Below are 24315 nucleotides of genomic sequence, written 5' to 3'. Positions count from 1 at the left end.
CCGGCGGAAGGATCGAGGCGGCGACGACGTTGGGCCAGGCATGCAGGTAGAGGTCTGGTCCGACGTCGTGTGCCCGTGGTGCTACATCGGGAAGCGCCGGCTGGAGTCCGCGCTGGAGAAGTTCCCGCACCGCGACCAGGTCGAGGTCGTGTGGCGCTCCTTCCAGCTCGACCCGAGCGTCCCCGAGGGCGAGACGCACCCCACGCTCCCGGCGCTGGCGCGCAAGTACGGCACGACCGTCGAGCAGATGCGCGAGAACATGGCGCAGGTCGAGCAGGTCGCGGCCGGTGAGGGGCTGGAGTACCACCTCGCCGACGCCGTCAGCGGCAACACCCTGCTGGCCCACGAGCTGCTGCACCTGGCCGCCGAGCACGGCAAGCGCAACGAGCTCAAGGAGCTCCTGCTGCACGCCTACTTCGAGGAGGGCCGGCCGGTCTTCGACGTCGACTCGCTCGTCCCGTTCGGGGTGCAGGTCGGGCTGGACGAGGCCGAGATCCGGGAGGCGCTGACCGACCGCCGCTACCTCGCCGCCGTCCGGCAGGAGGGCGCCACCGCGCAGGCCCTGGGCGCCACGGGCGTGCCGTTCTTCGTCGTCGACCGGAAGTACGGGGCCGCGGGCGCCCAGCCGGCCGAGCTGCTGCTGCAGGTGCTGGAGCGGGCCTGGGCCGACGCCCACCCGCTGGTCACCGTGCCGGCCGCCGAGGGCTGCACCGACGACGGCTGCGCCGTTCAGCCCAGTAGCTGACCGACCGCGCGCAGCGCCTGCTCGGCTCCGGTGTCCAGCTCACGGACGACGTCGGTGGCCGAGCGCTCGGCGGTGACCAGGCCGACGGCCTCCCCGGCGTAGACCGGCGCGGTCGCCGGGTCCCCGGTGCGCCGGCCGTCCACCACGGACTGCCGGGCCTCGGCGTCGTGCACCAGTTCCTCCTCGCGGCCGTGCCAGACCCGGGAGAAGTCGTTGACCAGCGCCCGCCCGGGCCAGCGCTCCGGCCAGGCGAGCCCCTCCGCGACGTCGAAGGCGCGGGTCAGCACGGTCTCCTCGCCGGTCGCCTGCCGCACCCGCTCCCGTGCGGCGGCGGAGTTCAGCCCCTCCGTGCAGGACAGCAGAGCCGTCCCGATCCACACGCCCGCCGCGCCGGCGGCAAGGGCGGCGGCCATCCCGCGGCCGGTCGCGATGCCGCCGGCGGCGACCACCGGGCGATCGGTGAGGGGGAGTACCTCCTGCAGCAGCGGGAGCAGGCCGCGGTGCCCGGTGTGGCCGCCCGCCTCGGTGCCCTGCGCGACCAGAACGTCGACGCCGGCGTCGAGCGCGCCTCGCGCGTCGGCGACGGTGTTGACCTGGGCGCAGACGGCGATCCCGGCATCGTGCAGCGCCGGCACGTAGGGGGCCGGGTCGCCGAAGGAGACCGACACCAGGGCCGGCCGCGCGGCGACCGTCGCCGCGAGCAGGTCGGGCCGGTCGGCGAGCGCCCAGGCCATCAGCCCGACGCCGAACGGCAGCCCGTCGGCGCGCGGGATCGCGCACTGCTCGGCGAGGAAGTCGGCGCTGTGCTTCGCGCTGATCCCGATCATCCCGAGCCCGCCGGCGCGGGACACCGCGGCAGCGAGCCCCCCACCAGCCACGCCGGCCATCGGGGCCCCGATGACCGGCGTGGTGAGGGAGAAGCGGCGGGTCAATGCGGTCGTGAGCACCTGCCCATCGTCTCGCTGACCCACAGCGGAGTCACTGGGTGGCGGGGCCGCCCTGCTCGGTGCCCTGCAGGCGGCCGAGGAACTCGTGGCAGCGCTTCGCGCGCTGGGAGTCCTGCTCCATGACCTCGCGGAAGAACGCCGCGACGTCGTCCAGGCCGGCGTTCTCGGCGTCCCGGACGTACTGGCCGTAGTCGTGCCCGGCCTTGAGCGAGTGGTACTGGACGGAGACGAGGTCGTAGAAGACGTCCTCGAAGCCGGTCTCACCGGTGGCCATCGGTCCTCCTCGGTTCAGGTGTGTGGGACGAGGCCGCCCTACCCCGGAAGAACCGGTTCGTCACACGGTCAGGCCGGCGGGGTCCCGCCGAACGCGCCTCCGGTGACGTCGCTGCCGCCCGCCTCGTCCTCCAGGTTCTGGCTGGTGGGCAGCTCGTCCTCGCCGCTCGACGTCGCGTCGTCCCCGGCCGAGGCGAGGTCGGCGCCCTCGCCGTAGGCGCCCGGATCGGCCTGCAGGGTCCGGGGGTCGTTGAGCGGATCGGGGTTGTCGGGATCGGTGACGGTCATGGACGCCTCCTTTCCCGGGGCGCCGTGCGCCAACCCCTCGACGGATACGTAACACATGTGTTACGCATCGGGCGTGGAGGCGCTCCAGGCACTGGCGGACCCGACGCGGCGCGAGCTGATCGCGCTGCTGGCCGGCGGGGAGCGGACGGCGGGGGAGCTGGCGGCGCCGTTCCCGGTCAGCCGCCCCGCGATCAGCCGGCACCTGCGCGTCCTCCGCGAGAGCGGGCTGGTCCGGGTGCGGGCCGAGGGGCGGGAGCGCCGCTACGCGCTCGACCCGAAGCCGCTGCGCGAGCTCGACGAGTGGCTGGAGCCCTACCGCGACCTGTGGGCGCACCGACTGGACGCCCTGGACACCGAGATCGCCCGCGGCCGGCGGGCGCGCAGGGACGGAGGACCGACATGACCCCACGCGGCAGCGACACCGATCTGGAGACCCGGCGCGGCGTCGTCACCACCGAGCCGGACGGCCGGCAGCGGCTGGAGTTCCGCCGCAGCTGGCCCGACCCGATCGAGGACGTCTGGGCAGCACTCACCGAGCCCGTCCGCCTGGCCCGCTGGATCGGCACCTACGAGGGCGAGCGCGGGCCCGGTGGCACGGGCACCTTCACGATGACGCACGAGGACGAACCGGTCGGGGAGCCGATGGCGATCGTCGAGTGCGACCCGCCGCGCCGGCTGGTCGTGCAGTGGACCCAGGAGCAGGACGGCCTCGGCGTCTGGCGCATCGACCTGGACCTGTTCGTGGAGGGCGATCGGACCGTCCTCCGCTTCGTGCAGTTCTTCGCCGCCGGCCTCGACGTCACCGACTTCGCGATGGGCTGGCACTGGTACCTCGACAAGCTCGATGCCGAACTCGGCGGCCGCCCGGCCCCGGGCGACTGGGCGGCCTTCCTCGCCGAGACCGGTCCGGGCTACGGGCGACCCGCCGGGGCCTGATCGGTCACCTGGACCGGGTCCGGGCCGGTCCACGGGCCGAGCCGGCCCAGCAGGCGCCCCCGCGAGGCGAGCCGGGGGCCTGCCTGCACCGGGGAGGCGTCGTAGCCGTCGGTGAGGTCCCGGGCGGCGTGCACGGCGAAGTTCGGGTCGTCCTGCGCCTCGCGCGCCACCGCGACCAGGTCCGCGGCGCCGCCGGCGACGATCGCCTCGGCCTGCCGGGCGTCGACGACCAGCCCCACGGCCATCGTCGGGATGTCGGCCTGCTCACGGATCGCCGCGGCGTAGGGCACCTGGTAGCCGTAGCCGATCGGGTGCTCCCAGCCCCCGCCGATGCCGCCGCCGGAGACGTCGACGGCGTCCACCCCGCGGGTGCGCAGCTCCCGGGCGAAGGCCACCGTGTCCTCGATCGTCAGCCCGTCGCCGGAGCCGTCGACGGCGGAGACCCGCACCAGCAGCGGCTTGCCGGCGGGCCAGGCGGCGCGCACCGCGTCCACCACCTCGAGCGGGAACCGCATCCGCGCCTCGCGGGAGCCCCCGTACGAGTCGTCGCGCCGGTTGGTGAGCGGGGAGAGGAACTGGTGCAGCAGGTAGCCGTGCGCGGCGTGCACCTCCACCACGTCGAACCCGGCGGCATCGGCCCGCCGGGCGGCGGCGGCGAACGCCTCGCGCACCCCCGCCAGCTCCGCCTCGCTCAGCGCGTGCGGCACCGGCCATCCGTCCCCGGCCGGCACGGCGGACGCCGAGACGGTCGGCCACGGGGCCTCGCCCGGGCGGGCGTCGTCCTCGGTCACCGGCCCCGAGCCCTCCCACGGCCGGCGGCTGCTGGCCTTGGCGCCGGCGTGCGCCAGCTGGATGCCTGCCGCCGTCCCCTCGGCGTGCAGGAAGTCGACCACCCGGGCCAGCCCGGGTGCGTGGTCGTCGGACCACAGGCCGACGTCGCCGTGGCTGATCCGCCCCTCCGGGGTCACCGCGGTGGCCTCCACGACCACCAGCCCGAAGCCGCCCAGGGCGAACCGCCCGAGGTGCACGAGGTGGTAGTCGCCGACCCGGCCGTCGGTCACCGAGTACTGGCACATCGGGGCCACGGCGAGGCGATTGCGTAGCGTCACGTCGCGGAGACGGAGCGGCGAGAGAAGCGCGGGAGAGCTCACGAAGTGTGGCGAACACCGCCTTCCACCAGCCTGTTCCGAGCTGAGCGGTAGACGTCCTATACGTAACATTTGTCTCGTTACGGGCGCATGTCTGCGCTTGTACGCTGACCCGATCCGCACGGCCGTCCCGCGGCCGCGGCACGTAGGGCACCACCGTCGGAGCGGGAGTCCGCCCCGGCGACGCAGAGGATGGAGACGCCGTGACCACCGTGGCCACCCCAGGTCTGGAGAACGCCCCCACGACGCACGCCCGGCTGCTGGCCTGGGTGCGCGAGATGGCGGAGCTGACGACGCCGGACCAGGTGGTCTGGGTCGACGGCACCGACGAGGAGTGGGAGCGGCTCACCCGCAAGCTCGTCGACGCCGGCACCTTCACGCCGCTGGAGAAGAAGCCCAACTCGTTCTGGTGCGCCAGCGACCCCAGCGACGTCGCGCGCGTCGAGGACCGCACCTTCATCTGCTCGGTCGACGAGGCCGACGCGGGGCCCACCAACAACTGGATGGCCCCGGACGAGATGAAGTCGATCATGACCGAGCTGTACCGCGGGTGCATGCGCGGTCGGACGATGTACGTGATCCCCTTCTGCATGGGCCCGGTCGAGGCCGAGAACCCGATGTTCGGCGTCGAGCTCACCGACTCCGAGTACGTCGTCGTCTCCATGCGGGTGATGGCCCGCATCGGCAGCCGCATCCTCGAGGCGATGGGCTCCGACCGGCCGTTCGTGCCGGCGATGCACTCCCTCGGCGCCCCGCTGGAGCCGGGGCAGGCCGACGTCCCGTGGCCGTGCAGCGACACCAAGTACATCGTGCACTTCCCCGAGGAGCGGGCCATCTGGTCCTACGGCTCCGGCTACGGCGGCAACGCGCTGCTGGGCAAGAAGTGCTACTCGCTGCGGATCGCCTCGGTCATGGCCCGCGACGAGGGCTGGCTGGCCGAGCACATGCTGATCCTCAAGCTCACCAACCCGCAGCAGAAGACCTACTACATCGCCGCCGCCTTCCCCTCGGCCTGCGGGAAGACCAACCTGGCGATGCTCGAGCCGACCATCCCCGGCTGGAAGGTCGAGACCCTGGGCGACGACATCGCCTGGATGCGCTTCGGCGAGGACGGGCGCCTCTACGCCCTCAACCCCGAGTTCGGCCTCTTCGGCGTCGCGCCCGGCACCGGCTGGGACACCAACCCCAACGCCATGCGCACGATCGACAAGGGCAACTCGGTCTTCACCAACGTCGCCCTCACCGACGACGGCGACATCTGGTGGGAGGGGATGACCGACGAGCCGCCGGCCCACCTGACCGACTGGAAGGGCCGGGACTGGACGCCGGAGTCCGGCGAGCTCTCGTCGCACCCCAACTCGCGGTTCTGCACCCCGATCACCCAGTGCCCGATCCTGGCGCCGGAGTACGAGGACCCCAAGGGTGTGCCGATCTCGGCGATCCTCTTCGGCGGCCGCCGCAAGACCACGATCCCGCTGGTCACCGAGGCCCGGGACTGGAACCACGGCGTGTTCATGGGCGCGACGCTCTCCTCGGAGACCACCGCCGCCGCGACCGGCGCCGTCGGCGTCGTCCGCCGCGACCCGTTCGCCATGCTGCCGTTCATCGGCTACAACGCCGGTGACTACTTCGGCCACTGGGTCGAGACCGGCAAGCAGCACGACGCCAGCAAGCTGCCGAAGATCTTCTACGTCAACTGGTTCCGCCGGGACGCCGACGGCGGCTTCCTGTGGCCGGGCTTCGGCGAGAACAGCCGCGTGCTCAAGTGGGTCATCGAGCGCCTCGAGGGCACCGCGGCCGCCGTCGAGACCCCCGTTGGCCACGTGCCGACGGCGGACTCCCTCGACGTCTCCGGCCTGGACATGACCACCGAGCAGGTCGAGCAGGCCCTCGCGGTGAAGCCGGAGGAGTGGCGCGAGGAGATCCCGCAGATCACCGAGTGGTTCGAGAAGTTCGGCGACAAGCTCCCCAGCACCATGTGGGACGAGCTGGAGATCCTCAAGAGCCGCCTGGCGTAAGCCCGGCAGAGGCAGGGCCCGGAACCGCAGCGTCGCGGTTCCGGGCCCTCGTCGTTCCCGCCCAGCGCGCAGGCGCCCGGTCGTCTGCGTCCTGGGGCGTCCTCGCGGCACCGTGTGCCACGGTCGGTTAGCGTGGCGTAGCCCCCTTCCCGCTCCCGGAGGCACCCCGCCCGTGGCGAATCCGTACCTGCAGGTGCTCCGGACCCCGCATGCCCTGCCCATGGTCCTGTCGGCCTTCATCGGCCGGTTGCCGCTGTCGATGGTGGGGCTGGGCAGCGTCCTGCTCGTGGCGTCGGAGACCGGCTCCTACGGCCTGGGCGGCGCGGTCGCTGCGGTGGGCGCGGTGACGACGGCCATCGCCGGTCCGCTGCTCGGCCGCTGGGCCGACACCCACGGCCAGCGCCGGGTGCTGCTGCCGGTGCTGGTCGTCTTCGTCCTCTCCGGCCTGGTCTTCCTGTTCTCCGTGCGGGAGGCCTGGCCGCTCTGGATCGTCTTCACCTCCGCGGGGCTGGCCGGTGCCTGCATCCCGCCGGTCTCCTCGATGATCCGTGTCCGCTGGACCCATCTGCTGCGCGGGAGCCACCGGCTGCCCACGGCGCTGGCGATGGAGTCCGTCGTCGACGAGTTCGTTTTCATCATCGGCCCGGTGCTGGTCACGTTCCTCTCGACGACGGGCCACGCCACCTCCGGTGTCGTCACGGCATTCACCCTCGCCACCGTGGGCAGCCTGCTGTTCGCCGCGCAGCGCCGCACCGAGCCCGAACCGCACGGGCACGCCAGCCGGCAGGGGCCCTCGGCGATCCGCACCACCGGCCTGCGCGTGCTCTTCGTGGTCGGCGCGGCGGTGGGGGCGATCCTCGGCACCCTGGAGATCGCGCTGGTGGCGTTCGCCGACGAGCGGGGCGCCATGTCGATGTCCGGCGTCCTCATCGCGGGGCTGGCGCTCGGCTCGATGGCCAGCGGCATCGGCTGGGGCATGGTCCACTGGCGCGTCCCGCTGCGGCGGCGGCTGGTCGTCGCCCTCGCGGTGCTGACGGTGCTCGTCGTCCCGCTCACGCTGATCCAGGACGTGTGGCTGATGGTCCCGTTCGTGATCGTCGCCGGCGTCGCGGTCTCGCCGTCGCTGATCAGCTCCTTCACCCTCGCCGAACTGCTGGTGCCGCGCGCCGCGGTCACCGAGGCGTTCACCTGGATCGGGACCGCGCTGGGCCTGGGCGTGGCCCTCGGGGCGTCCGTGGCGGGCAAGCTCGTCGACGTCGCGGGCGCGAACACGGCGTTCCTGGTGGCCATCGTCGCGGCCGCGGTCGCGGCCGTCGTCGTCGCGCTCTTCCAGCGGCTGCTGCACGTCCCCGCCGAGCACGTCGCCGAGCCCGCGCTCGCCGGCTGACCGGGCTTTCCGTGCCGGAGTACACGCTCCCCGGCGCGCACGTGCGCGACCGGGCGGTGACGGTGCCGCTGCGGTGGGGCGGCGACGACGGCGCGACGATCTCGGTGTTCGTCCGCGAGCTCGTCCACCCCGACAGGCGCGCCGACGACCTGCCCCTCCTGCTCTTCCTGCAGGGCGGCCCGGGCGGCAAGTCGCCGCGACCGACCCGTGGTGGCTGGATCGAGCGCGCGCTCCGCGACTTCCGGGTCGTCCTCCTCGACCAGCGCGGCACCGGGCGCAGCTCGCGCATCACCGGCGCGATGATCGGCCGGTTCCCCGACGCCGGCGCGGCCGCCCGCCACCTGCTGGCGTTCCGGGCGGACTCGATCGTGGCCGACGCCGAGCACGTGCGGGCCACCCTCTACGGCGGCCGGCCGTGGACCACCCTGGGCCAGAGCTACGGCGGCTTCGTCACCCTGACCTATCTCTCGCGCGCGCCCGAGGGCCTCACCCGCTGCCTGGTCACCGGAGGGCTGCCGGGCCTGCGCGCCGACGCCCGCGAGGTCTACCGGCGCACCTATCCCCGCGTCGCCGCGCGCACCCGCCGGCTCTACGAGCGGTTTCCCGACGACGTCGCGCAGGTCGCCGCCGTCGCCGACCGGCTGGCCGCCGCACCCGCGGTCCTGCCCGACGGCGACCGGCTCACCGTGCGCCGCCTGCAGACCGTCGGTCAGGCGCTGGGCATGCGGGACGGCGCCACGGAGCTGCACTGGCTGTTCGAGGAGGCGTTCGACGGCGACGGCGAGCTGTCCGACACCTTCCTCGACCAGGTGGCCCGGCGGACCTCCTACCGGGACGACCCGCTCTACGCGGCGCTGCACGAGAGCATCTACGCGCAGGGGCCCGGCCCGGTCGGATGGGCGGCGCAGGACGAGCGGGGGCCGGAGTTCGACGGCGCCCGCCGCCCGCTGCCGTTCACCGGCGAGATGGTCTACCCGTGGATGTTCGAGGAGATCGCGTCGCTGCGGCCGTTCGCGCCGGCCGTGCACGCACTGGCCGAGCTGGAGGAGTTCCCCGCCCTCTACGACCCGGCGCGGCTGGCCGCCAACGAGGTGCCGGTCGACGCCGCCGTCTACTTCGACGACATGTACGTCGACGCCGGCCTGTCGCTGGAGACGGCCGAGGCGGTCGGCAACGTGCGCACCTGGGTGACCAACGAGCACGAGCACGACGGCCTGCGCGTGGGCGACGTGCTCGACCGGCTGCTCACCCTGCGGTCCCGGTGACCCGCCCGCGGCCCGCCGCCGGGGGCGGCCGGCGGCTGGGGGTGGCGCCCGAGCGGCTGGGTCGCTGGCTGGACGGCGTCGCCACCCGGCACGGCGCCTTCACCGCGGTGGAGTCGGCCGACGACGGGCTGCGGATCACCTGCGCCGACACGACGAGCGTGGTCCTGCGCGCCCCGTTCGGCTGGGTGCCCGAGCCGCCGCTGCTGGGCAGCTTCACCGCCGCCGCCGGTCGGCCCCGGCGCGCCGCGGTGCTGCTGGTGCGCCGCGGCCGGTGGGCGGTCGGCGTCTTCGACGGCGACCAGCTGGTCGTCTCCAAGGTCGACGCGCGGCAGGTTCAGGGCCGGACGGCGGCCGGCGGCTGGTCGCAGCAGCGGTTCGCCCGCCGCCGCGCCCACCAGACCGACGCCGTCGTCGACCACGCGGTCGAGACCGCCGCCCGGGTCCTGCTGCCGCACGCCGACGGGCTGGCGGCGTTGTTCACCGGGGGCGACCGGGGGCTCGTCGACGACGTGCTCGCCGGCCCCCGGCTCCGCGCGTTGGCCGCGCTGCGTCGGGAGCCCGCCCTGGAGGTGGGCGAGCCGACCAAGGTGGTGCTGCTGGAGACACCCAAGCAGTTCCGCGCGGTGCAGGTGGTCATCCGCGAGCCGTCTCCGCCCCTGGGTTGAGCCGGACCGCCGGACGTCTGGCCGCGCCGTGACCCGGGTGGACGTGCGTCGGAGCGGCTGGACCCGGCTGGTGCACGTGCCCGAGCTCATGGGCCGGCTCCCCGGCCGCTGACAGGTGGACTCGTCCGTCCGACTGCTGAGCCGTGCTCAGGGCGTGATGACCAGCCGGATGGGGTTGCCCTGCTTGTGCGCCAGCCGCTCCACGCCCTCAGCGGCGTCGGCGAGGGACAGCGTGCCGGAGATCGACCGCGACAGGTCCAGCCGGTGGTGGCGGATCAGGTTCACCAGCTCGACCACGTGGGCGGGCTCGGAGCCGTAGTGGCCCAGGATCCGCTGGCCGAAGTAGCTGAACTGGGTGCCGTTGCGGATCTCCAGCGGCTGGTCGGTGAGGCCCACCAGCACCAGGGCGCCGTCGCGCTCCAGGCAGCGCACGGCCTGCTCGCGCACCGGCGCCACCCCGGCGAAGTCGAAGGCGAACGCCAGCCCGGCGCCGCCGGTCAGCTCGCGGACGCGGGCGGCGATGTCCTCGGCCGGGTCCAGCGCGAGGTCCGCGCCGAAGTCCAGCGCCCGCTGCCGGGCGGCCGGCACCGGGTCGACGGCGACGATCGGGGCGGCCCCGGCCAGGCGCAGCAGCTGCACCGCGTGCGCGCCGAGGCCGCCGATGCCCCAGACGCCGACGGGCTGGGCGGCCCGCACCTGCGCCGTCCGCACGATCGAGGCCCACGGCGTCGACACCGCGTCGGGCACGATGCACGCCTGCTCGAACGGGAGGTCGCCGGGGATGGGCACGACCGTGTCCGCGGTGGCCAGCGCGTACTGCGCCCAGCCGCCGTCGTAGTCGACGCCGCGGGTGTGCACCCAGCCGTCCTTCTCCTCCCCGGCCTGCAGCAGCACCCGCTGGCCCTCGGCCAGTCCGCTCACCCCGTCACCCAGGTCGGCGACGGTGCCGGCCACCTCGTGGCCGAGGGTCACCTCGTCGCCGGCGAGGAACAGCGGGGACAGCTGCCCCTCGATGAGGTGGACGTCGGAGAGGCAGATGCCGGCCGCGGCGACCCGGATCAGCACCTCGCCGGGGCCGGGCGTCGGCTTGGGCACCTCCTTGACCACGAAGTCTCGGGTGCGCACGTTCAGCCGGCCGGCCAGCATCGAATCAGGCATGCCCCCATCCAACGCCGTGGGCACCGCGCCGACGAACCGGGCCCGGCCCGCGACCGGAGGAGCCGGTGGGGCGGGCGGGTCCCCGGTGACGGACGGGACGGTTCCGGTGGCCGTACCCCCGCGCGGGTGGTTGTCATCGGTGATCTTCCCTGCTGAGCTGGGCTTTCTGTCGTGGGGAGGGTCATGGAGTCGCGCACGGGGACCGGTCGCACCCTGCTCACGCTGGCGGGCGCCATCCTGCTGGCCGGGGTACTGCTGGCCGGGTTGCTGCTGCCGTGGGTCGGCGGGCCGGCCCTGGCCGCGCAGAGCTCCTCGGCTCTGCTGGGCGAGCCGCCGGAGGAGTTCTCCGTCGAGGTGCCGGCCCGCAACAGCGTGATGCTCGCGGCCAACGGCGAGGTGATCACCTCGTTCTACCGGGAGAACCGCGACCCGGTGACGTTCGACCGGATCGCCGAGGTGATGCGGCAGGCGCTGGTGGCCGTGGAGGACGCGCGCTTCTACGACCACGGCGGTCTGGACGTGCAGGGCACAGCGCGTGCTCTGGTCACCAACATCGCCGCCGGGGAGGTGGAGGAAGGCGGGTCCACGCTGACCCAGCAGCTGGTGAAGCAGACCCTGCTGCAGTCCGCGCGGACCCCGGCCGACCGCGACGCCGCCATCGAGAAGACCTTCGGCCGCAAGCTGCGCGAGGCCCGGCTGGCGCTGGCGATGGAGTCCACCTACAGCAAGGACGAGCTGCTCACCCGCTACCTGAACATCGTCTACTTCGGGCGCAATGCCTACGGCGTGCAGCCCGCGGCCCAGGCCTTCTTCGGCGTCGACGCCGCCGAGCTGACCCTGCCCCAGGCGGCCCTGTTGGCCGGCCTGGTGCAGAGCCCGTCCGACCACGACCCGTTCACCGACCCCGAGGGCGCGACCGTCCGGCGCAACCAGGTGCTGGCCCGTATGGCCGAGCAGGGCTACATCAGCCCGGAGCAGCAGGCCGAGGCCGAGGCCGCCCCGCTCGACCTGGCTCCCGCTCCCGCACCGCGCCGCGGCTGCGTCGAGGCGTCCGTGGGCGCCTACGTCTGCGACTTCGTCCAGCGGTACCTGATCGAGGAGCTCGGGCTCACCCAGGACGATCTCGAGCGCAACGGCTACGTCGTCCAGACCACGCTGGACGCCGACCTGCAGCGCGCCGGCGACGCCGCCGTGCTGGCCAACCAGCCGCTGGAGAGCTCGCTGGCGGCCACCTTCACCGCGGTGGAGCCGGGCACCGGCCACCTGCTGGCGATGAGCGTCAACCGCATCTTCGGCCACGACGAGCACGACGAGCGGCAGGAGTCGGTCAACCTCAACGCGCTGCCCAGCCGGGGCGCCGGGTCCACGTACAAGGTGTTCGTGGCGGCCGCCGCGCTGGCCCGCGGCTACTCGACCGAGTACACGCTGACCGCCCCCAACCCGTACTACTCGCGCGTCTACCAGGCCGACGGCGGGCCCTACCGGGTTCGGAACGCCGGGAGCTACCGGGCCTCGCTGGACCTCACGACCGCGCTCTACCAGTCCTCCAACACCTACTTCCTGGCCCTCGAGGACGCGCTCGGCAGCGTCGAGGAGCCGGTGCGCATGGCCGAGCGCATGGGTCTCTACGCCCACGGCCCCCGGGGCCTGGCGCAGCGCACGATCGACGAGAACAACGGCTCGTTCGCCTTCGGCCCCGACGCGACGAGCCCGCTGGGGCTGGCCAGCGCCTACTCGACGCTCGCGGCCTCGGGCACCCGGTGCGACGTCGTCCCGGTCACCGGGCTGCTCGACCGGAACGGGGAGCCCGTCCTGGGTGCGGACGGCGAGCCGCTCGTGGACGGCGACCGCTGCACCCCCGAGGCGATCCCGTCCGGGGTGGCGAACACGCTCAACCAGATGCTGCGCAAGGACGTCGAGCCGGGCTACGGCGGCCAGACCGGCCGGCGGGCGTACGTGCCGGGCCACCAGATCGCGGGGAAGACCGGCACCACCCAGGACAACGTCTCGGTGGCGTTCGTCGGGTACACCCCGGAGATCGCCGCCAGCGTGATGGTGTTCAACCCCAAGGAGGCCGAGGACGTCGGCGGCTTCGGGGGCGGCAAGGGCGCCACCATCTGGCACGACGCCATGGCGCCGGTGCTCGGCGCCCGGGGCAGCAGCGACTTCCCGCCCGCGGATCCCGCGGTGGTGCGGGGCAACACGATCCGGGTGCCGTCCTGCGGTGATCCGTTCGCCTGCCAGGAGGTGCTCGGCGACGCCGGTTTCCTCGACGTCGTGGTGCGGGTGGACAGCGACCTGGCCGACGGAGAGCTCGTGGGCACGAGTCCGCCGGCCGGCGGCCGGGCGGTGCGAGGGCAGGTCGTCTCGATCCTGGTGAGCAACGGCTCCCGCTACGTGCCGCCGCCCCCGCCCCCGCCCGCTCCCGAGCCGGTGCCGGCGCCCCCGCCATCCGCGCCCCCGCCGTCCACGCCCCCGCCGTCCACGTCCCCGCCGTCCACGCCCCCGCCGTCCACGCCGCCGGTCGTGGCGGAGCCGGACACCGGGACCGGCGGATCCCCGCCCCCGGACGAGCCGACGCTAGGCGAGACCGGGACCTGGCTCGACCGGTCCCCCTACCGGTCCCCGCCGCGGCGCTGACCGCCGCTTCAGCCGCTCGTCGAGCTCCTGGGTGGCCAGCCAGCCGAGCAGCACCACCAGGTGCAGGAGGAACAGCCACACGCCGAGCGCCGCGACCCCACCGACGACGTCGATGTCGCCGAACGGCGCGCCCAGGTCCAGCGGCAGCGCCAGGAACAGCACGAAGCCCTGCAGGAAGCCGGACAGGCAGGCGGCGGTGAACAGCGCGCCCACCATCAGCGCCGGCCACCGCACGCGACCTCCCCCGACGACCCGGAACCCCCAGGCCAGCGGCAGGGTGAGGGCGGCCAGTACCGCGTAGTAGCCGAGGGCCACCTGCCCGACGACGGCGGCCACCCCGCCGCGGTCGGCGAGGTCGGCCATCTGCCCGGCCGCCAGCAGCAGCGGGTACAGCAGCACCGGGGTGATCAGCAGCAGCGGCAGAGCGGCCAGCCTGCCGCGCCAGCCGGTCATCCCCTCGTGCCGGGAGCCGAAGCGCAGCAGCGCGCGCCGGAGACCCTCGCCGTAGAAGGACATGGGCAGCAGCGCCAGCAGCCCGCCGAGCGGGTCCAGGCCCGTGCCGGCGTCGACCAGGCGGGTCACGGCGGTCGGTGCGTCGAGCGCGCCGGGCAGCAGCTCGGCCAGCCGCTCGCCGAGGGCGTGCACCCGCTCGGGGGAGGTGAGCCAGGAGGTCAGACCGAACGCCAGCAGCAGCAGCGGCACGACGGCGATGCCGGCGTAGAAGGTGAGCCCCGCGGCGATCAGCATGAGGTCGCGTCCCCGCAGCCGGGCGCGTACGCCCCGGGCCAGGTCGCGCAGCCAGGCGACGGCCCGGGAGAACCAGCCCACGCGTGGCGGGTTCAGTCGGTGCCGGTGTTGGAGCCGGTCTCCTCGCAGCTGGCGTCGTGCGGGTTGTCCGCCTGCTCACCGCTGGCGTCGCAGTTCGTCTCCCCGCGCTGGATGTCGGTGTTGTCGCCGCAGGCGACCAGCGACCCGGCGAGCGCGAGCAGCAGGAGGGGCTTCCGGATGTCCATCCACCGATAGTGGTCCCGCGGAGCCGTGCCGAAACGGACCCCGGTGGGGCGTCCACCGCCCCTGCGGAGCGAACGCGCAGGTGGCTGGGACGGCTGTGACAGGACGCGCAGGAGAACTACACGAATGTCGTTACGGGCATTGTCACGACCGGGTCACGCCGCCTACGGTGAGTGTGTCCGTCGGGGCTTTCTGTCACTACCGAGTGACCTCCGCCGGGCGCCGTCGAGCGAACCGGGCACCCGCACAGGCGCGGGTGCCGGCCAGGCAACGCTGCGGCACGCAGGTGGGACGGACCCCTCCGTCCCGGCGTGCCCGCGCGTGCCCGGCCGGGCCCCCGGCAGGCGGCCGTGGATGAGATCGGAGAGCCGCCGCACCATGGCGACCCCCCTGCGCACGCCCGCTCGCCGCCGCACCGCCGGACGGGTGGGGCTGGCCCTGGCCGGCACCGTCGGCATCCTCCTCGCCACGGTCCCGGCAGCCGCGGATCCCGGCTCCCCCGCAACCTCGGCCGAGGCCGCCCGGCTGGTCGCCGAGCGCGGCCACCAGCTCGAGGTCGTCACCGAGCGGTTCAACGAGGCGCGCGACGCGCTGACGGGCCAGCAGGCGGCCGCGGAGGCCGCGGCCGCACAGCTGGCGCAGGCCACCGCCGACCTCGCCCGCGCCCAGGAGGCGGTCCGCGGCATCGCGCGCAGCGCCTGGACCGGTGAGGGGCTGGGCTCCTTCCAGGCGCTGCTCACCAGCAGCTCGGCCGACGAGTTCGTCACCCGCGTGGCCACGCTGGAGACGATCTCCGGCCACCAGGGTGTCGTCCTCGCCCGCGCCGCCGAGGCCAACGTGGCCGCCGCGCAGGCCCAGGCCACCGCGCACGAGGCCGCGGTCCAGGCGCAGGCCGCCTACGACGCCGTCGCCGGGCAGCAGGCCGACCTGCAGGCGCAGGTCGACGAGTTCCGCGCGCAGTTCGACCAGCTCAGCGCCCAGGAGCGCCAGGCGGTGGCCCAGGCCCACCACGCCGAGGAGCGCGGCACCGAGTCGCAGCGGGCCAGCCGCGACGACCGGGAGCCCACTGCGCCGGCGCCGTCCGCGCCCGTGGTGGCCGACAGCGAGGCGGCGCAGATCGCCGTGGACACCGCCATGGCCCAGCGTGGGAAGCCCTACGTGTGGGCGGCCACGGGGCCCAGCGCCTTCGACTGCTCGGGGCTCACCTCCTACGCCTACCGGGCGGCCGGCATCTCGCTACCGCGCGCCAGCCGGAACCAGGCAGCCACCGGCCAGTCGGTCTCCCGCGACCAGCTGCGCCCGGGTGACCTCGTGTTCTTCTACAGCCCGGTCAGCCACGTGGGCATCTACATCGGCGACGGCCAGATGGTGCATGCGCCCACGTCGGGCGACGTCGTCAAGGTGGCGAGCATCGACTCGATGGGCGGCTACAGCGGGGCCCGGCGCATCGCCGGCTGATCGTGCCGGGTGACCTGCTGCAGCAGGCCCCACACGAAGACCGCGCGCACCCCGCCGGGGAGGCGCACCTCCGCGCGGGTCGGCACCCCCGGGTCGAGGCCGCGCGCACCCGGCAGCCCGACGACGTCGTCGAGCACGTGCTCCCACACCAGCAGCCGGTGCGGGCGGGCCGCCGGCACCGGTGAGCCCGGCGCGCGGGCGAGCTGCTCGTGGAGCACCGCGCCACCGGGCCCGCTGACCACCTCCCACCACAGGTGCGGCCACAGCGGCAGCGGCCAGCGCCGCACCTGGATGTCGAGGTCGCCGACGCGGCGGTCCTCCAGCTCCTCGGGCGGGCCGAGGACCGCTGAGCGCAGTGCCAGCCCGCGGGGTGCCCGGCGCGAGTGCTGCAGCGCCTGCCAGCGGGTGTGCGCCGCGTGCGCCTCCGCCCGGGTCGCGCCCAGCCGCGGCAGCGCCGCGGCGGTGAGATCGGGGCGGAGATCGGCCATCCGGCGCAGCAGCACCAGGCAGAACTCCCGCCGGGCCAGTCCGCGCACGACGCCGACCCTGCCACCGCGGCCGGTGCCGCGTACGTCACACCCGGCGCGGGGACCCCGCGCCCCGCCCGGTCGTTGACGACCGCAGAGCCCGCCGACCCGAGGACGTCCGTTGAACCCGCGCACCGTCACCACCGCCTTCCGCCTCGTCGCCATCGCCGAGGCGATCACCTGGGTCGGCCTGCTGGCCGGGATGTTCGTCAAGTGGGTGCTGCAGACCTCCGAGGTCGGCGTGCAGGTGTTCGGGCCCATCCACGGCGGGGTCTTCGTCGTCTACGTCCTCGTCGCGCTCGTCACGGCCCGGGTGCTGCGCTGGTCGCTGCCCACCACGGTCCTCGCCCTCGCCGCGTCGGTGCCGCCGCTGGCCACGGTCTGGTTCGAGCGGTGGGCCACCCGCTCCGGTGCGCTGCCCACGCGGGACGCGCTGACCGCCTGATCCCGCGCCGGGTGCCGGTCGCTACGGTCGCCGGCATGCCCGAGCCCGTCCTCCCCGGCACCGCCCGACTCCTGCTCGCCCGCACCGCCCGGGTCCAGCGCGACGGCCGGGCCCCCGGCCTGGTCGCGGGCGTCGTCCGCGACGGCGGCCTGGCCTGGTCGGCCGGTCGCGGCGAGGTGCCCGGCCCGCACACCGACGTCCAGTACCGGCTCGGGTCGATCAGCAAGACGGTAACGGCGGTCGTGGTCATGCGGCTACGCGACGAGGGCCGGCTGGGGCTGGACGACCCGCTGGAGCGGCACCTGCCCGGGACGCCGCTCGGCGACCGTACGGTCGGCCAGCTGCTCTCCCACCTCGCCGGCGCCTCGGCCGAGAGCCCCGGCGGCTGGTGGGAGCGCACCCAGGGTGGCTCCCTCGACGACCTGGGCCTGGCGGAGACCGACGTCGTCCTCGGCGCCGCGCGGCGGTTCCACTACTCCAACCTCGGTTTCGGCCTGCTCGGTGAGCTCGTCACCCGGCTGCGCGGCCGCAGCTGGGACGACGCCGTCACCGCCGAGGTGCTCGCCCCGCTCGGCATGGCCCGCACCACGCCGCGACCGGTCGCGCCGGCCGCCGAGGGCCGTGCGGTGCATCCGTGGGCCGACGTCGTGCTGCCCGAGCCCGAGCACCACGCCGGCGTGATGGCCGCCGCGGGGCAGCTGTGGGCGACGCTGACCGATCTGGGCCGGTTCGCCGCGTTCCTGCTCGGCGACACCGGCGACGTGCTCGACCCGGCGACGCTGGAGGAGATGACGGTGCCCGCCGGCGTGGACTCCTCCGCGCCGGGCTGGTCGGCCTACGGGCTGGGCGTGCAGGTGCTGCGCGTGGACGGGCGGACGCTGGTCGGGCACGGCGGCTCGATGCCCGGCTTCCTCGCCGGGGTGTTCGTCGACCGGGAGGAGCAGGCGGGCGCGGTGTCGCTGGCCAACACCACCAGCGGCCTCGATCCGCTGGTGTTCGGGCTCCTGGCCGACCTGCGTGCCGCCGAGCCGCGCATCGTCGAGCCGTGGGCACCCGCGCCGTCGCCGGTGCCGCTGGAGGACCTCGGCGTCTGGTTCTGGGGCCCTGCCCCCTACGTCCTCCGGTCGGTCGCCGGAGGCCTGCTGCACCTGGGCCCGCTGCCCGGGCGGTCCGGCCGGGCGAGCCGGTTCGCCCCGGCGGCCGACGGCACCTGGCGCGGGCTGGACGGCTACTTCGCCGGGGAGACGCTGCGCATCGCCGCCGACCACCTGGACCTGGACACGTTCGTCTTCACCCGCACGCCCTACGACCCGGCCGCCCCGGTGCCGGGGGGCGTCGACGAGCGCGGCTGGCGCTGACCGGGCATAGGAAGCCATGCCTCCGGTTTTGGTCCAGATTTCGTAGGTAGAGCTTCCTATGCCCGGGGGGATCAGCCGGTCGGGTAGAGGCCCGCCGTGTACTGCTCCCCGTAGTAGCGCTCGATGTCCTCCAGCCGCTCGCCGCGGCGCTCGAGGGCCTGCGCGATCCGGGGCCGGGACGGCACGTCGTGGGCTCCCCAGGTGTCCGGTTCCCAGAGCCCGGAGCGGAGGAACGCCTTGGCGCAGTGGTGGAACACCTGCTCGACCTCGACGACCATGGCCAGCACCGGGCGGTGCCCCTGCACCACCATGCGCCCGAGCAGCACGTCGTCGCGGACGAGGCGGGCCCGTCCGTTGATCCGGAGGGTGTCGCCCCGCCCCGGCAGCAGGTAGACCAGGCCGACGTGCGGGTTGGCCAGGATGTTGCGGAAGCCGTCCGCGCGGCGGTTGCCGGCCCGCTCGGGGATCGCGATGGTCCGGTCATCGAGGACGAGCGTGAAGCCGGGCGGGTCACCCTTCGGCGAGACGTCGCACGTGCCGTCCGCCGCGCTGGTCGCGACCAGGCAGAAGGGGGAGGCGGCCAGCCACTGCCGGTCGAACTCGTGCAGCGCCGTGCGTTCCTTGGCCACGGCGGCGGGGGCCGGCTCCCCGAGGAGGGCGCGCAGCTCTGCCTCGGTCGTGATCTCCTCCACGACCGGACCCTGTCACGGGCGGTCGAAGGCGTCGATGGTGTTCTTGACGACGAGGCCGTACGCCAGGTGCGGCACCAGGTCGCTGAGCCAGTCCGTCGTCGACCACGTGCGGGGGTCGGTGACGCCGAGCACCGTCATCGGCCCGTTCCCCGCGACCATCGCGCCCAGCCCGGTCAGCAGCGTGCCGACCGGCTTCGACGACAGCAGGCCCGACGCCCGGGTCAGCCCGCCGACCACGCCCACCCCGACGCCGGCCACGATGCCCGTCATCGGGCCGAGTCCCTGGAGGCGGTTCTGCCGGGTCTGGTCGTCGCCAGGGATGGGCACGTGCGCCGTCTCCGCGAGCTTCTCGACGGTCTGCTCGGGGGTGGAGCTGCTGCCGCGGCCGCGCACCACCATGTCCAGGTACGTGACGGCGTTCAGCGCGGTGGTGCCCGCCGCGCCGGCGGCCGCTCCCCGCAGCGCCCAGCCCAGCGTGCTGATGCCGCGCTTGCCCTTGCCCGCCACGCCGAACGGGGTCTTCTTCGTCATGTGCCGCCCGGTACCCGCACGTCCCGGCGGCACACCGGCGGGCCGCCGGTACGGGCGGATCAGCCGGGCGGGGGGCCGGCGGCGCGGCGCAGCAGCGGGCCCACGCGCCGCTCCAGGAACCGGCGCATGGCGAGCGCGGTGTCCACCCGCTGGACGCCGGGGATGGCCAGGACCGCCTCGGTGATCCGCCACAAGTGGTCGGCGTCGGTCGCCACCACGTGCACCAGCAGGTCCGTGGCGCCCGACAGGCCGGTCACCTCGAGGACCTCCGGCAGGGCGGCCAGTGCGTCGCTGACCTCGGCCAGCCCGCGCTGCGCCACCTGCACCGACATGTAGGCGGCCAGCCGGTGGCCCAGCGCCTCCGGGCGGACCCGCTGGTCCAGCGGGCCGAGTACCCCGTTGCTCTCCAGCCGGGCCAGCCGGGCCTGCACCGTGTTCCGGGCCAGGCCCAGCCGTTGCGACAACGCCATGACGCTCGCCCGCGGGTCCTCGGTCAGCGCGAGCAGCAGCCGAGCATCGGTGGCATCGATCTCGGGCACGCTGCGCAGTCTGACAGCTGGACGCCACCCTGGGCGAGCTTTCTGCGCAATCTACTTCAATGCGCCTGCGCAGATCGATGCGCATCAGGGCTGGTCATCGGCGGGCAGGTCGTGCCAGGATGTGTGAGGGCCGCCACATCCGGCGGCCGGAACGTCCAGCACCACCGCGTCGCCGGTGACCCCGGCGGCGGTGGCCGACGGCGAGGAGTGCGACCGGTGACAGCGTTGCCAGAGACCACGGAGATGGTCGACCCCGTCCCGGGGGCCGCCGCGCCCCACCTGCCGCAGCGGTCCGAGCTGGTCCAGCTGCTAACACCGGAGGGCGACCGGGTCGAGCACCCCGGCTACTCCCTGGAGATCACCGACGAGGAGCTGCGGGACCTCTACCGCGATCTCGCCCTGGTGCGCCGGTGGGACGTCGAGGCCACCGCGCTGCAGCGGCAGGGCGAGCTCGGCATCTGGGCCTCGCTGCTCGGTCAGGAGGCCGCGCAGATCGGCGCCGGCCGCGCACTGGCCGCCACCGACATGGCGTTCCCGACCTACCGCGAGCACGGCGTCGCCTGGACCCGCGGTGTCGACCCGCTGCACGTCATCAGCCTGTTCCGGGGCGTCGACAACGGCGGCTGGGACCCCGTGGCCACCGGCTTCAACCTCTACACCGTGGTCATCGGCGCGCAGACCCTGCACGCCACCGGCTACGCCATGGGCCTGCAGCGCGACGGTGCCGAGAGCGCGGCGCTGGCCTTCCTCGGTGACGGCGCCACCAGCCAGGGGGAGGTCAACGAGGCGATGATCTGGGCGGCCAGTTTCTCCGCCCCCGTCGTCTTCTTCTGCCAGAACAACCAGTACGCCATCAGCGTCCCGCTGGAGCGGCAGTCGCGGGTGCCGCTGTACCAGCGCGCGGCCGGCTTCGGCTTCCCCGGCGTCCGGGTCGACGGCAACGACGTCCTCGCCGTCCTGGCCGTGACCCGGCAGGCGCTGCAGGCCGCCCGCGAAGGGCAGGGCCCGACCTTCATCGAGGCGTTCACCTACCGCATGGGCGCGCACACCACCTCCGACGACCCCACCCGCTACCGGCTGGCCAGCGAGCTGGAGGAGTGGAAGCTGCGCGACCCGATCGCGCGGCTGAAGGCGCACCTGTCCCGCTCGGAGAAGGCCGACGCGGCGTTCTTCGACTCCGTCGAGCGCGAGGCCGACGAGCTGGCCGAGCGGATCCGCAGCGGCACCGTCGACATGCCCGATCCCGAGCCGACGGCGATGTTCGACTCCGTCTACGCCGAGCAGACCCCGTGGCTGGCCACCCAGCGCGAGGAGTTCATCGCGTACCAGGCGAGCTTCGAGGGGAGCGAGCACTGATGGCCACCGAGACGCTCACGATCGGCAAGGCGCTCAACCTCGGCCTGCGCCGCGCCATGGAGGACGACGCCAAGGTCGTGCTCATGGGCGAGGACATCGGCAAGCTCGGCGGGGTCTTCCGCATCACCGACGGCCTGCAGAAGGACTTCGGCGAGGCCCGCGTCGTCGACACGCCGCTCGCCGAGGCCGGGATCCTCGGCACCGCGGTCGGCCTGGCCATGCGCGGCTACCGGCCGGTCTGCGAGATCCAGTTCGACGGCTTCGTCTTCCCCGCCTACAACCAGATCGTCACCCAGGTCGCCAAGATGCACGCCCGCTCGAAGGGCCGGCTGCCGATGCCGATCGTCATCCGCATCCCCTTCGGTGGCGGCATCGGGGCGGTCGAGCACCACAGCGAGAGCCCCGAGGCCTACTTCGCGCACACCGCGGGGCTCAAGGTGGTCGCGGTCAGCAACCCGGTCGACGCCTACTGGGGCATCCAGCAGGCGATCGCCCATCCCGACCCGATCGTCTTCCTCGAGCCCAAGCGGCGGTACTGGGAGAAGGCGGAGGTCGACACCGACGCCACCCCGGACCCGCTGTTCGCCTCCCGCGTCGTCCGTGGCGGCGACGACGCCACCGTGCTGGCCTACGGCCCGATGGTGAAGACGGCGCTGCAGGCGGCGAAGGCCGTCGAGGAGGAGGGGCGGTCGCTGGAGGTCGTCGACCTGCGCACGGTGTCGCCGCTGGACCTGGAGCCGGTGTTCGAGAGCGTGCGGCGGACCGGTCGCTGCGTCGTCGTGCACGAGGCGCCGGTCACCCTCGGTCTCGGCGCGGAGATCGCCGCGCGGGTGACCGAGGCCTGCTTCCACTCCCTGGAGGCGCCGGTGCTGCGGGTCGGGGGCTTCGACACCCCCTACCCGCCGTCGAAGCTCGAGGAGGAGTACCTCCCCGACCTCGACCGGGTGCTGGACGCCGTCGACCGCGCGATGGAGTTCTGAGATGGCGCAGCGTCAGTTCAAGCTCCCCGACGTCGGTGAGGGGCTCACCGAGGGCGAGATCCTGCAGTGGCTGGTGCAGGTCGGTGACACCATCACGGTCAACCAGCCGTTGTGCGAGGTGGAGACGGCGAAGGCCGCCGTCGAGCTGCCCTCGCCGTGGGCCGGCACCGTCGTCGAGCTGCTCCACGAGGCCGGCACGATGGTCGACGTCGGTGCGCCGATCATCACCATCGACGTCGGCGGGGTGGGTGGGGGAGACGCCGCCGGGAGCGCCCCGGCGGCGGCGCCCGCCGACGAGGGATCGGCGGCCGGCGAGGAGCCGGCCGCCGGGCTGATCGGCGGGGCGGCCCCCGGTGGGCGGACCGCCGTCCTGGTCGGCTACGGGCCCCGCACCACCGAGGCGCGCCGCCGCCCGCGCCGGTCAGGCGCCCCGGCCGCCGCCCGGGCGACCGGGCTGCCCGGCGCGGACTACGGCTCCGGCGGGGCCGACCGTCCCCCGCTGCCCTCCGACGACGGCCCGCCGCTGCTGGCCACCGCCCCCGACATGCGCAGCAAGCCGGTGCGCCACGGCGGGCTGGAGGTCGGCCGGCAGGCCGAGGCCGCGGCGCGACGCGAGGACGCCGCCCCGGCCCAGGGCTCCGCGCCCGGCCGGCGGGGGCCCCGCCCGCTGGCCAAGCCGCCGGTGCGCAAGTACGCCAAGGACCTCGGCGTGGACCTGGCGACCATCTCCGGCTCCGGCGCGGGTGGCTGCATCACCCGGGCCGACGTCGACGCCGCCGTCGCCGCGCGCTCCGACGGCGCCGGGGCCCCGGCGTCCGTGGCGACCACCGGCGGGGAGCAGCGCATCCCGGTCAAGGGGGTCCGCAAGGCCACCGCGGCCGCGATGGTGGCCAGCGCCTTCACCGCGCCGCACGTCACCGAGTTCCTCACCGTCGACGTCACCCGGATGATGAAGCTGCGCAGCAGGCTGGCCGCACGGCCGGAGTTCGCCGAGGTCAAGGTGAGCCCGCTGCTGTTCGTGGCCAAGGCGCTGCTGCTCGCGGCCCGGCGGCACCCGATGGTCAACAGCTCGTGGGACGAGGCGGCGCAGGAGATCGTCGTCCACGGGCAGGTGAACCTCGGCATCGCCGCGGCGACCCCGCGCGGGCTGATCGTGCCCAACATCAAGGACGCCGGGCGGCTGTCCCTGCCCGCGCTGGCCGCGGCCCTCGGCGAGCTCACCGAGACCGCCCGGGCCGGGCGCACGGCACCGGCGGACATGACCGGCGGGACGATGACGATCACCAACGTCGGCGTGTTCGGCGTGGACACCGGTACCCCGATCCTCAACCCGGGGGAGTCGGCGATCCTGGCCTTCGGCGCCGTCCGGGAGATGCCGTGGGTGCACAAGGGGAAGGTGAAGCCCCGCCTGGTCACCCAGCTGGCGCTCTCCTTCGACCACCGGATCATCGACGGCGAACTCGGGTCACGGTTCTTGGCCGACGTCGGCGCGTTGCTGCATGATCCGGGGAGCGCGCTGGCCTACTGACGGCGAGCCGCCCGGTTCGTCGCTCGAGAGGGAGCCCGTCGTGGACCGCCGTGCCCAGGCGCTGGTCGCCCTGCTGCTGTTCGTCGCGCTCACCGGCGTCTCGATCGGGATCGGCGGCTCGCGGCCGCACCTGGACCAGGGCACGGCCCCGTGGCTGCTCCAGGTGCTCGGGTACGTGTGCGCGATCGCCGGCGGGGTCCTCCTGGCGGCCGGAGTCCCGGCCGGCTGGCGGCTCGGGTTCGTCGTGCTCGCCGCGACGGTGGTCATGGTGCTCGTCGACGCGATGACCACGGGTGACGCCGGGGCGAACATCGGCGCGGGGTTCGTCCGGGTGCTCTGCCTCGCGGTCCTCGGGGTGGCGACGGCCCGGTTGGCCGTCGCCGTGGTGGGCGACCGGCGGGCCGCACACTAGCGTGACCG

At 74.4% G+C, this 24315-nt stretch carries 26 protein-coding genes; 15 read left to right on the top strand and 11 right to left on the bottom strand.

The window, feature by feature from the left end:
- Positions 1-40: 40 nt before the first annotated feature.
- A complete protein-coding gene (locus ACI799_RS12985) occupies positions 41-745 on the top strand; it encodes a DsbA family oxidoreductase (RefSeq protein WP_456590069.1) in 705 nt (234 codons plus the stop codon).
- On the opposite strand, the gene ACI799_RS12980 is transcribed toward ACI799_RS12985, so the two are convergent.
- The 3 genes from ACI799_RS12980 to ACI799_RS12970 form a co-directional block, all read right to left on the bottom strand.
- Positions 730-1692: an NAD(P)H-dependent flavin oxidoreductase gene (locus tag ACI799_RS12980; RefSeq protein WP_456590070.1), complete on the bottom strand. Its 963-nt coding sequence runs from the start codon at positions 1690-1692 to the stop codon at positions 730-732. The two genes, ACI799_RS12985 and ACI799_RS12980, sit on opposite strands and share 16 nt — an antisense overlap.
- A gap of 31 nt (positions 1693-1723) precedes the next feature.
- Positions 1724-1966 (bottom strand): acyl carrier protein, encoded by a 243-nt coding sequence (locus tag ACI799_RS12975; RefSeq protein ID WP_456590071.1) that lies wholly within the window; start codon positions 1964-1966, stop codon positions 1724-1726.
- Between the two features lie 68 nt (positions 1967-2034).
- Complete coding sequence (locus ACI799_RS12970) at positions 2035-2253, bottom strand: hypothetical protein (protein WP_456590072.1); 219 nt, start codon at positions 2251-2253, stop codon at positions 2035-2037.
- Between the two features lie 55 nt (positions 2254-2308).
- Here ACI799_RS12970 and ACI799_RS12965 point away from each other — a divergent pair, with 55 nt between their 5' ends.
- A complete protein-coding gene (locus ACI799_RS12965) occupies positions 2309-2656 on the top strand; it encodes an ArsR/SmtB family transcription factor (RefSeq protein ID WP_456597785.1) in 348 nt (115 codons plus the stop codon).
- The gene (locus ACI799_RS12960) at positions 2653-3189 is read left to right on the top strand and encodes an SRPBCC family protein (RefSeq protein ID WP_456590074.1); all 537 of its coding nucleotides are present in this window, start codon (positions 2653-2655) and stop codon (positions 3187-3189) included. The genes ACI799_RS12965 and ACI799_RS12960 overlap by 4 nt, the downstream gene beginning before the upstream one ends.
- On the opposite strand, the gene ACI799_RS12955 is transcribed toward ACI799_RS12960, so the two are convergent.
- Complete coding sequence (locus tag ACI799_RS12955; RefSeq protein ID WP_456613237.1) at positions 3165-4340, bottom strand: NADH:flavin oxidoreductase/NADH oxidase; 1176 nt, start codon at positions 4338-4340, stop codon at positions 3165-3167. The genes ACI799_RS12960 and ACI799_RS12955 overlap by 25 nt on opposite strands.
- 200 nt (positions 4341-4540) lie before the next feature.
- On the opposite strand from ACI799_RS12955, the gene ACI799_RS12950 reads away from it, so the two are divergent.
- The 4 genes from ACI799_RS12950 (at position 4541) to ACI799_RS12935 (ending at position 9672) form a co-directional block, all read left to right on the top strand.
- Positions 4541-6355, top strand: a complete 1815-nt coding sequence (locus ACI799_RS12950) for a phosphoenolpyruvate carboxykinase (GTP) (RefSeq protein WP_456590076.1) — start codon at positions 4541-4543, stop codon at positions 6353-6355.
- Positions 6356-6527: 172 nt separating this feature from the next.
- Positions 6528-7742 carry an MFS transporter gene (locus tag ACI799_RS12945; protein ID WP_456590077.1) on the top strand — a complete coding sequence of 405 codons (1215 nt, stop codon included), beginning with the start codon at positions 6528-6530 and terminating at the stop codon, positions 7740-7742.
- An 11-nt stretch (positions 7743-7753) separates the two neighbouring features.
- The gene (locus ACI799_RS12940; protein WP_456613236.1) at positions 7754-9007 is read left to right on the top strand and encodes an alpha/beta fold hydrolase; all 1254 of its coding nucleotides are present in this window, start codon (positions 7754-7756) and stop codon (positions 9005-9007) included.
- Complete coding sequence (locus tag ACI799_RS12935) at positions 9004-9672, top strand: acVLRF1 family peptidyl-tRNA hydrolase (protein WP_456613235.1); 669 nt, start codon at positions 9004-9006, stop codon at positions 9670-9672. The genes ACI799_RS12940 and ACI799_RS12935 overlap by 4 nt, the downstream gene beginning before the upstream one ends.
- Before the next feature lie 147 nt (positions 9673-9819).
- Here the strand turns inward: ACI799_RS12935 and ACI799_RS12930 are convergent, their stop codons facing one another.
- Positions 9820-10830, bottom strand: a complete 1011-nt coding sequence (locus tag ACI799_RS12930) for a zinc-binding dehydrogenase (protein ID WP_456613234.1) — start codon at positions 10828-10830, stop codon at positions 9820-9822.
- Positions 10831-11013: 183 nt separating this feature from the next.
- Between ACI799_RS12930 and ACI799_RS12925 the strand changes: the two genes are divergently transcribed.
- Positions 11014-13470 carry a transglycosylase domain-containing protein gene (locus ACI799_RS12925; protein ID WP_456599982.1) on the top strand — a complete coding sequence of 819 codons (2457 nt, stop codon included), beginning with the start codon at positions 11014-11016 and terminating at the stop codon, positions 13468-13470.
- Here the strand turns inward: ACI799_RS12925 and ACI799_RS12920 are convergent.
- Both ACI799_RS12920 and ACI799_RS12915 read right to left on the bottom strand, forming a co-directional pair.
- Positions 13411-14298: a YhjD/YihY/BrkB family envelope integrity protein gene (locus ACI799_RS12920; protein ID WP_456613233.1), complete on the bottom strand. Its 888-nt coding sequence runs from the start codon at positions 14296-14298 to the stop codon at positions 13411-13413. The two genes, ACI799_RS12925 and ACI799_RS12920, sit on opposite strands and share 60 nt — an antisense overlap.
- Positions 14299-14309: 11 nt before the next feature.
- Positions 14310-14483 carry a hypothetical protein gene (locus tag ACI799_RS12915; RefSeq protein ID WP_456590083.1) on the bottom strand — a complete coding sequence of 58 codons (174 nt, stop codon included), beginning with the start codon at positions 14481-14483 and terminating at the stop codon, positions 14310-14312.
- A gap of 376 nt (positions 14484-14859) precedes the next feature.
- Between ACI799_RS12915 and ACI799_RS12910 the strand changes: the two genes are divergently transcribed.
- Entirely contained in the window at positions 14860-15939 is a 1080-nt protein-coding gene (locus ACI799_RS12910) for a C40 family peptidase (protein WP_456590084.1), read from the top strand.
- Here the strand turns inward: ACI799_RS12910 and ACI799_RS12905 are convergent.
- On the bottom strand, positions 15909-16475 hold the full coding sequence (locus ACI799_RS12905; protein ID WP_456590085.1) for a hypothetical protein: 567 nt from the start codon (positions 16473-16475) through the stop codon (positions 15909-15911). The genes ACI799_RS12910 and ACI799_RS12905 overlap by 31 nt on opposite strands.
- A gap of 112 nt (positions 16476-16587) precedes the next feature.
- On the opposite strand from ACI799_RS12905, the gene ACI799_RS12900 reads away from it, so the two are divergent.
- Complete coding sequence (locus tag ACI799_RS12900) at positions 16588-16911, top strand: DUF3817 domain-containing protein (protein ID WP_456613232.1); 324 nt, start codon at positions 16588-16590, stop codon at positions 16909-16911.
- Positions 16912-16946: 35 nt separating this feature from the next.
- Positions 16947-18269 (top strand): serine hydrolase domain-containing protein, encoded by a 1323-nt coding sequence (locus ACI799_RS12895; RefSeq protein WP_456613231.1) that lies wholly within the window; start codon positions 16947-16949, stop codon positions 18267-18269.
- Between the two features lie 71 nt (positions 18270-18340).
- On the opposite strand, the gene ACI799_RS12890 is transcribed toward ACI799_RS12895, so the two are convergent.
- Genes ACI799_RS12890 through ACI799_RS12880 form a run of 3 tightly spaced genes read right to left on the bottom strand, consistent with a single transcriptional unit; the run spans position 18341 to position 20031 of the window.
- Entirely contained in the window at positions 18341-18961 is a 621-nt protein-coding gene (locus ACI799_RS12890) for a pyridoxamine 5'-phosphate oxidase family protein (RefSeq protein ID WP_456590088.1), read from the bottom strand.
- A 12-nt stretch (positions 18962-18973) separates the two neighbouring features.
- Positions 18974-19492, bottom strand: a complete 519-nt coding sequence (locus ACI799_RS12885; protein WP_456613230.1) for a hypothetical protein — start codon at positions 19490-19492, stop codon at positions 18974-18976.
- A 59-nt stretch (positions 19493-19551) separates the two neighbouring features.
- Positions 19552-20031 carry an Lrp/AsnC family transcriptional regulator gene (locus ACI799_RS12880; protein WP_456590090.1) on the bottom strand — a complete coding sequence of 160 codons (480 nt, stop codon included), beginning with the start codon at positions 20029-20031 and terminating at the stop codon, positions 19552-19554.
- A 216-nt stretch (positions 20032-20247) separates the two neighbouring features.
- Here ACI799_RS12880 and pdhA point away from each other — a divergent pair, with 216 nt between their 5' ends.
- From pdhA to ACI799_RS12860, 4 genes are read left to right on the top strand one after another with little or no spacing between them, the layout of a single operon-like run.
- Positions 20248-21387 carry a pyruvate dehydrogenase (acetyl-transferring) E1 component subunit alpha gene (pdhA, locus tag ACI799_RS12875; RefSeq protein ID WP_456599978.1) on the top strand — a complete coding sequence of 380 codons (1140 nt, stop codon included), beginning with the start codon at positions 20248-20250 and terminating at the stop codon, positions 21385-21387.
- Complete coding sequence (locus ACI799_RS12870) at positions 21387-22367, top strand: alpha-ketoacid dehydrogenase subunit beta (protein ID WP_456590092.1); 981 nt, start codon at positions 21387-21389, stop codon at positions 22365-22367. The genes pdhA and ACI799_RS12870 overlap by 1 nt, the downstream gene beginning before the upstream one ends.
- Position 22368: 1 nt before the next feature.
- Positions 22369-23895: a dihydrolipoamide acetyltransferase family protein gene (locus tag ACI799_RS12865; protein ID WP_456599976.1), complete on the top strand. Its 1527-nt coding sequence runs from the start codon at positions 22369-22371 to the stop codon at positions 23893-23895.
- A 40-nt stretch (positions 23896-23935) separates the two neighbouring features.
- Positions 23936-24307 carry a hypothetical protein gene (locus ACI799_RS12860; RefSeq protein ID WP_456613229.1) on the top strand — a complete coding sequence of 124 codons (372 nt, stop codon included), beginning with the start codon at positions 23936-23938 and terminating at the stop codon, positions 24305-24307.
- The last annotated feature ends 8 nt before the right edge of the window (positions 24308-24315 follow it).

Source organism: Blastococcus sp. SYSU DS0753 (assembly GCF_054051175.1).
The sequence above is the reverse complement of the archived record's forward strand: the minus strand, read 5'-3'. Positions and strand labels throughout refer to the sequence as shown.

What these genes read in the sequence shown, in the direction of transcription:
- ACI799_RS12985 (WP_456590069.1), top strand. Translation starts at nt 41, where the DNA reads ATGCAGGTAGAGGTCTGGTCCGACGTCGTGTGCCCGTGGTGCTACATC.
- ACI799_RS12975 (WP_456590071.1), bottom strand. Translation starts at nt 1,966, where the DNA reads ATGGCCACCGGTGAGACCGGCTTCGAGGACGTCTTCTACGACCTCGTC.
- ACI799_RS12970 (WP_456590072.1), bottom strand. Translation starts at nt 2,253, where the DNA reads ATGACCGTCACCGATCCCGACAACCCCGATCCGCTCAACGACCCCCGG.
- ACI799_RS12965 (WP_456597785.1), top strand. Translation starts at nt 2,309, where the DNA reads ATGTGTTACGCATCGGGCGTGGAGGCGCTCCAGGCACTGGCGGACCCG.
- ACI799_RS12960 (WP_456590074.1), top strand. Translation starts at nt 2,653, where the DNA reads ATGACCCCACGCGGCAGCGACACCGATCTGGAGACCCGGCGCGGCGTC.
- ACI799_RS12930 (WP_456613234.1), bottom strand. Translation starts at nt 10,830, where the DNA reads ATGCCTGATTCGATGCTGGCCGGCCGGCTGAACGTGCGCACCCGAGAC.
- ACI799_RS12925 (WP_456599982.1), top strand. Translation starts at nt 11,014, where the DNA reads ATGGAGTCGCGCACGGGGACCGGTCGCACCCTGCTCACGCTGGCGGGC.
- ACI799_RS12915 (WP_456590083.1), bottom strand. Translation starts at nt 14,483, where the DNA reads ATGGACATCCGGAAGCCCCTCCTGCTGCTCGCGCTCGCCGGGTCGCTG.
- ACI799_RS12910 (WP_456590084.1), top strand. Translation starts at nt 14,860, where the DNA reads ATGGCGACCCCCCTGCGCACGCCCGCTCGCCGCCGCACCGCCGGACGG.
- ACI799_RS12895 (WP_456613231.1), top strand. Translation starts at nt 16,947, where the DNA reads ATGCCCGAGCCCGTCCTCCCCGGCACCGCCCGACTCCTGCTCGCCCGC.
- ACI799_RS12885 (WP_456613230.1), bottom strand. Translation starts at nt 19,492, where the DNA reads ATGACGAAGAAGACCCCGTTCGGCGTGGCGGGCAAGGGCAAGCGCGGC.
- ACI799_RS12870 (WP_456590092.1), top strand. Translation starts at nt 21,387, where the DNA reads ATGGCCACCGAGACGCTCACGATCGGCAAGGCGCTCAACCTCGGCCTG.
- ACI799_RS12865 (WP_456599976.1), top strand. Translation starts at nt 22,369, where the DNA reads ATGGCGCAGCGTCAGTTCAAGCTCCCCGACGTCGGTGAGGGGCTCACC.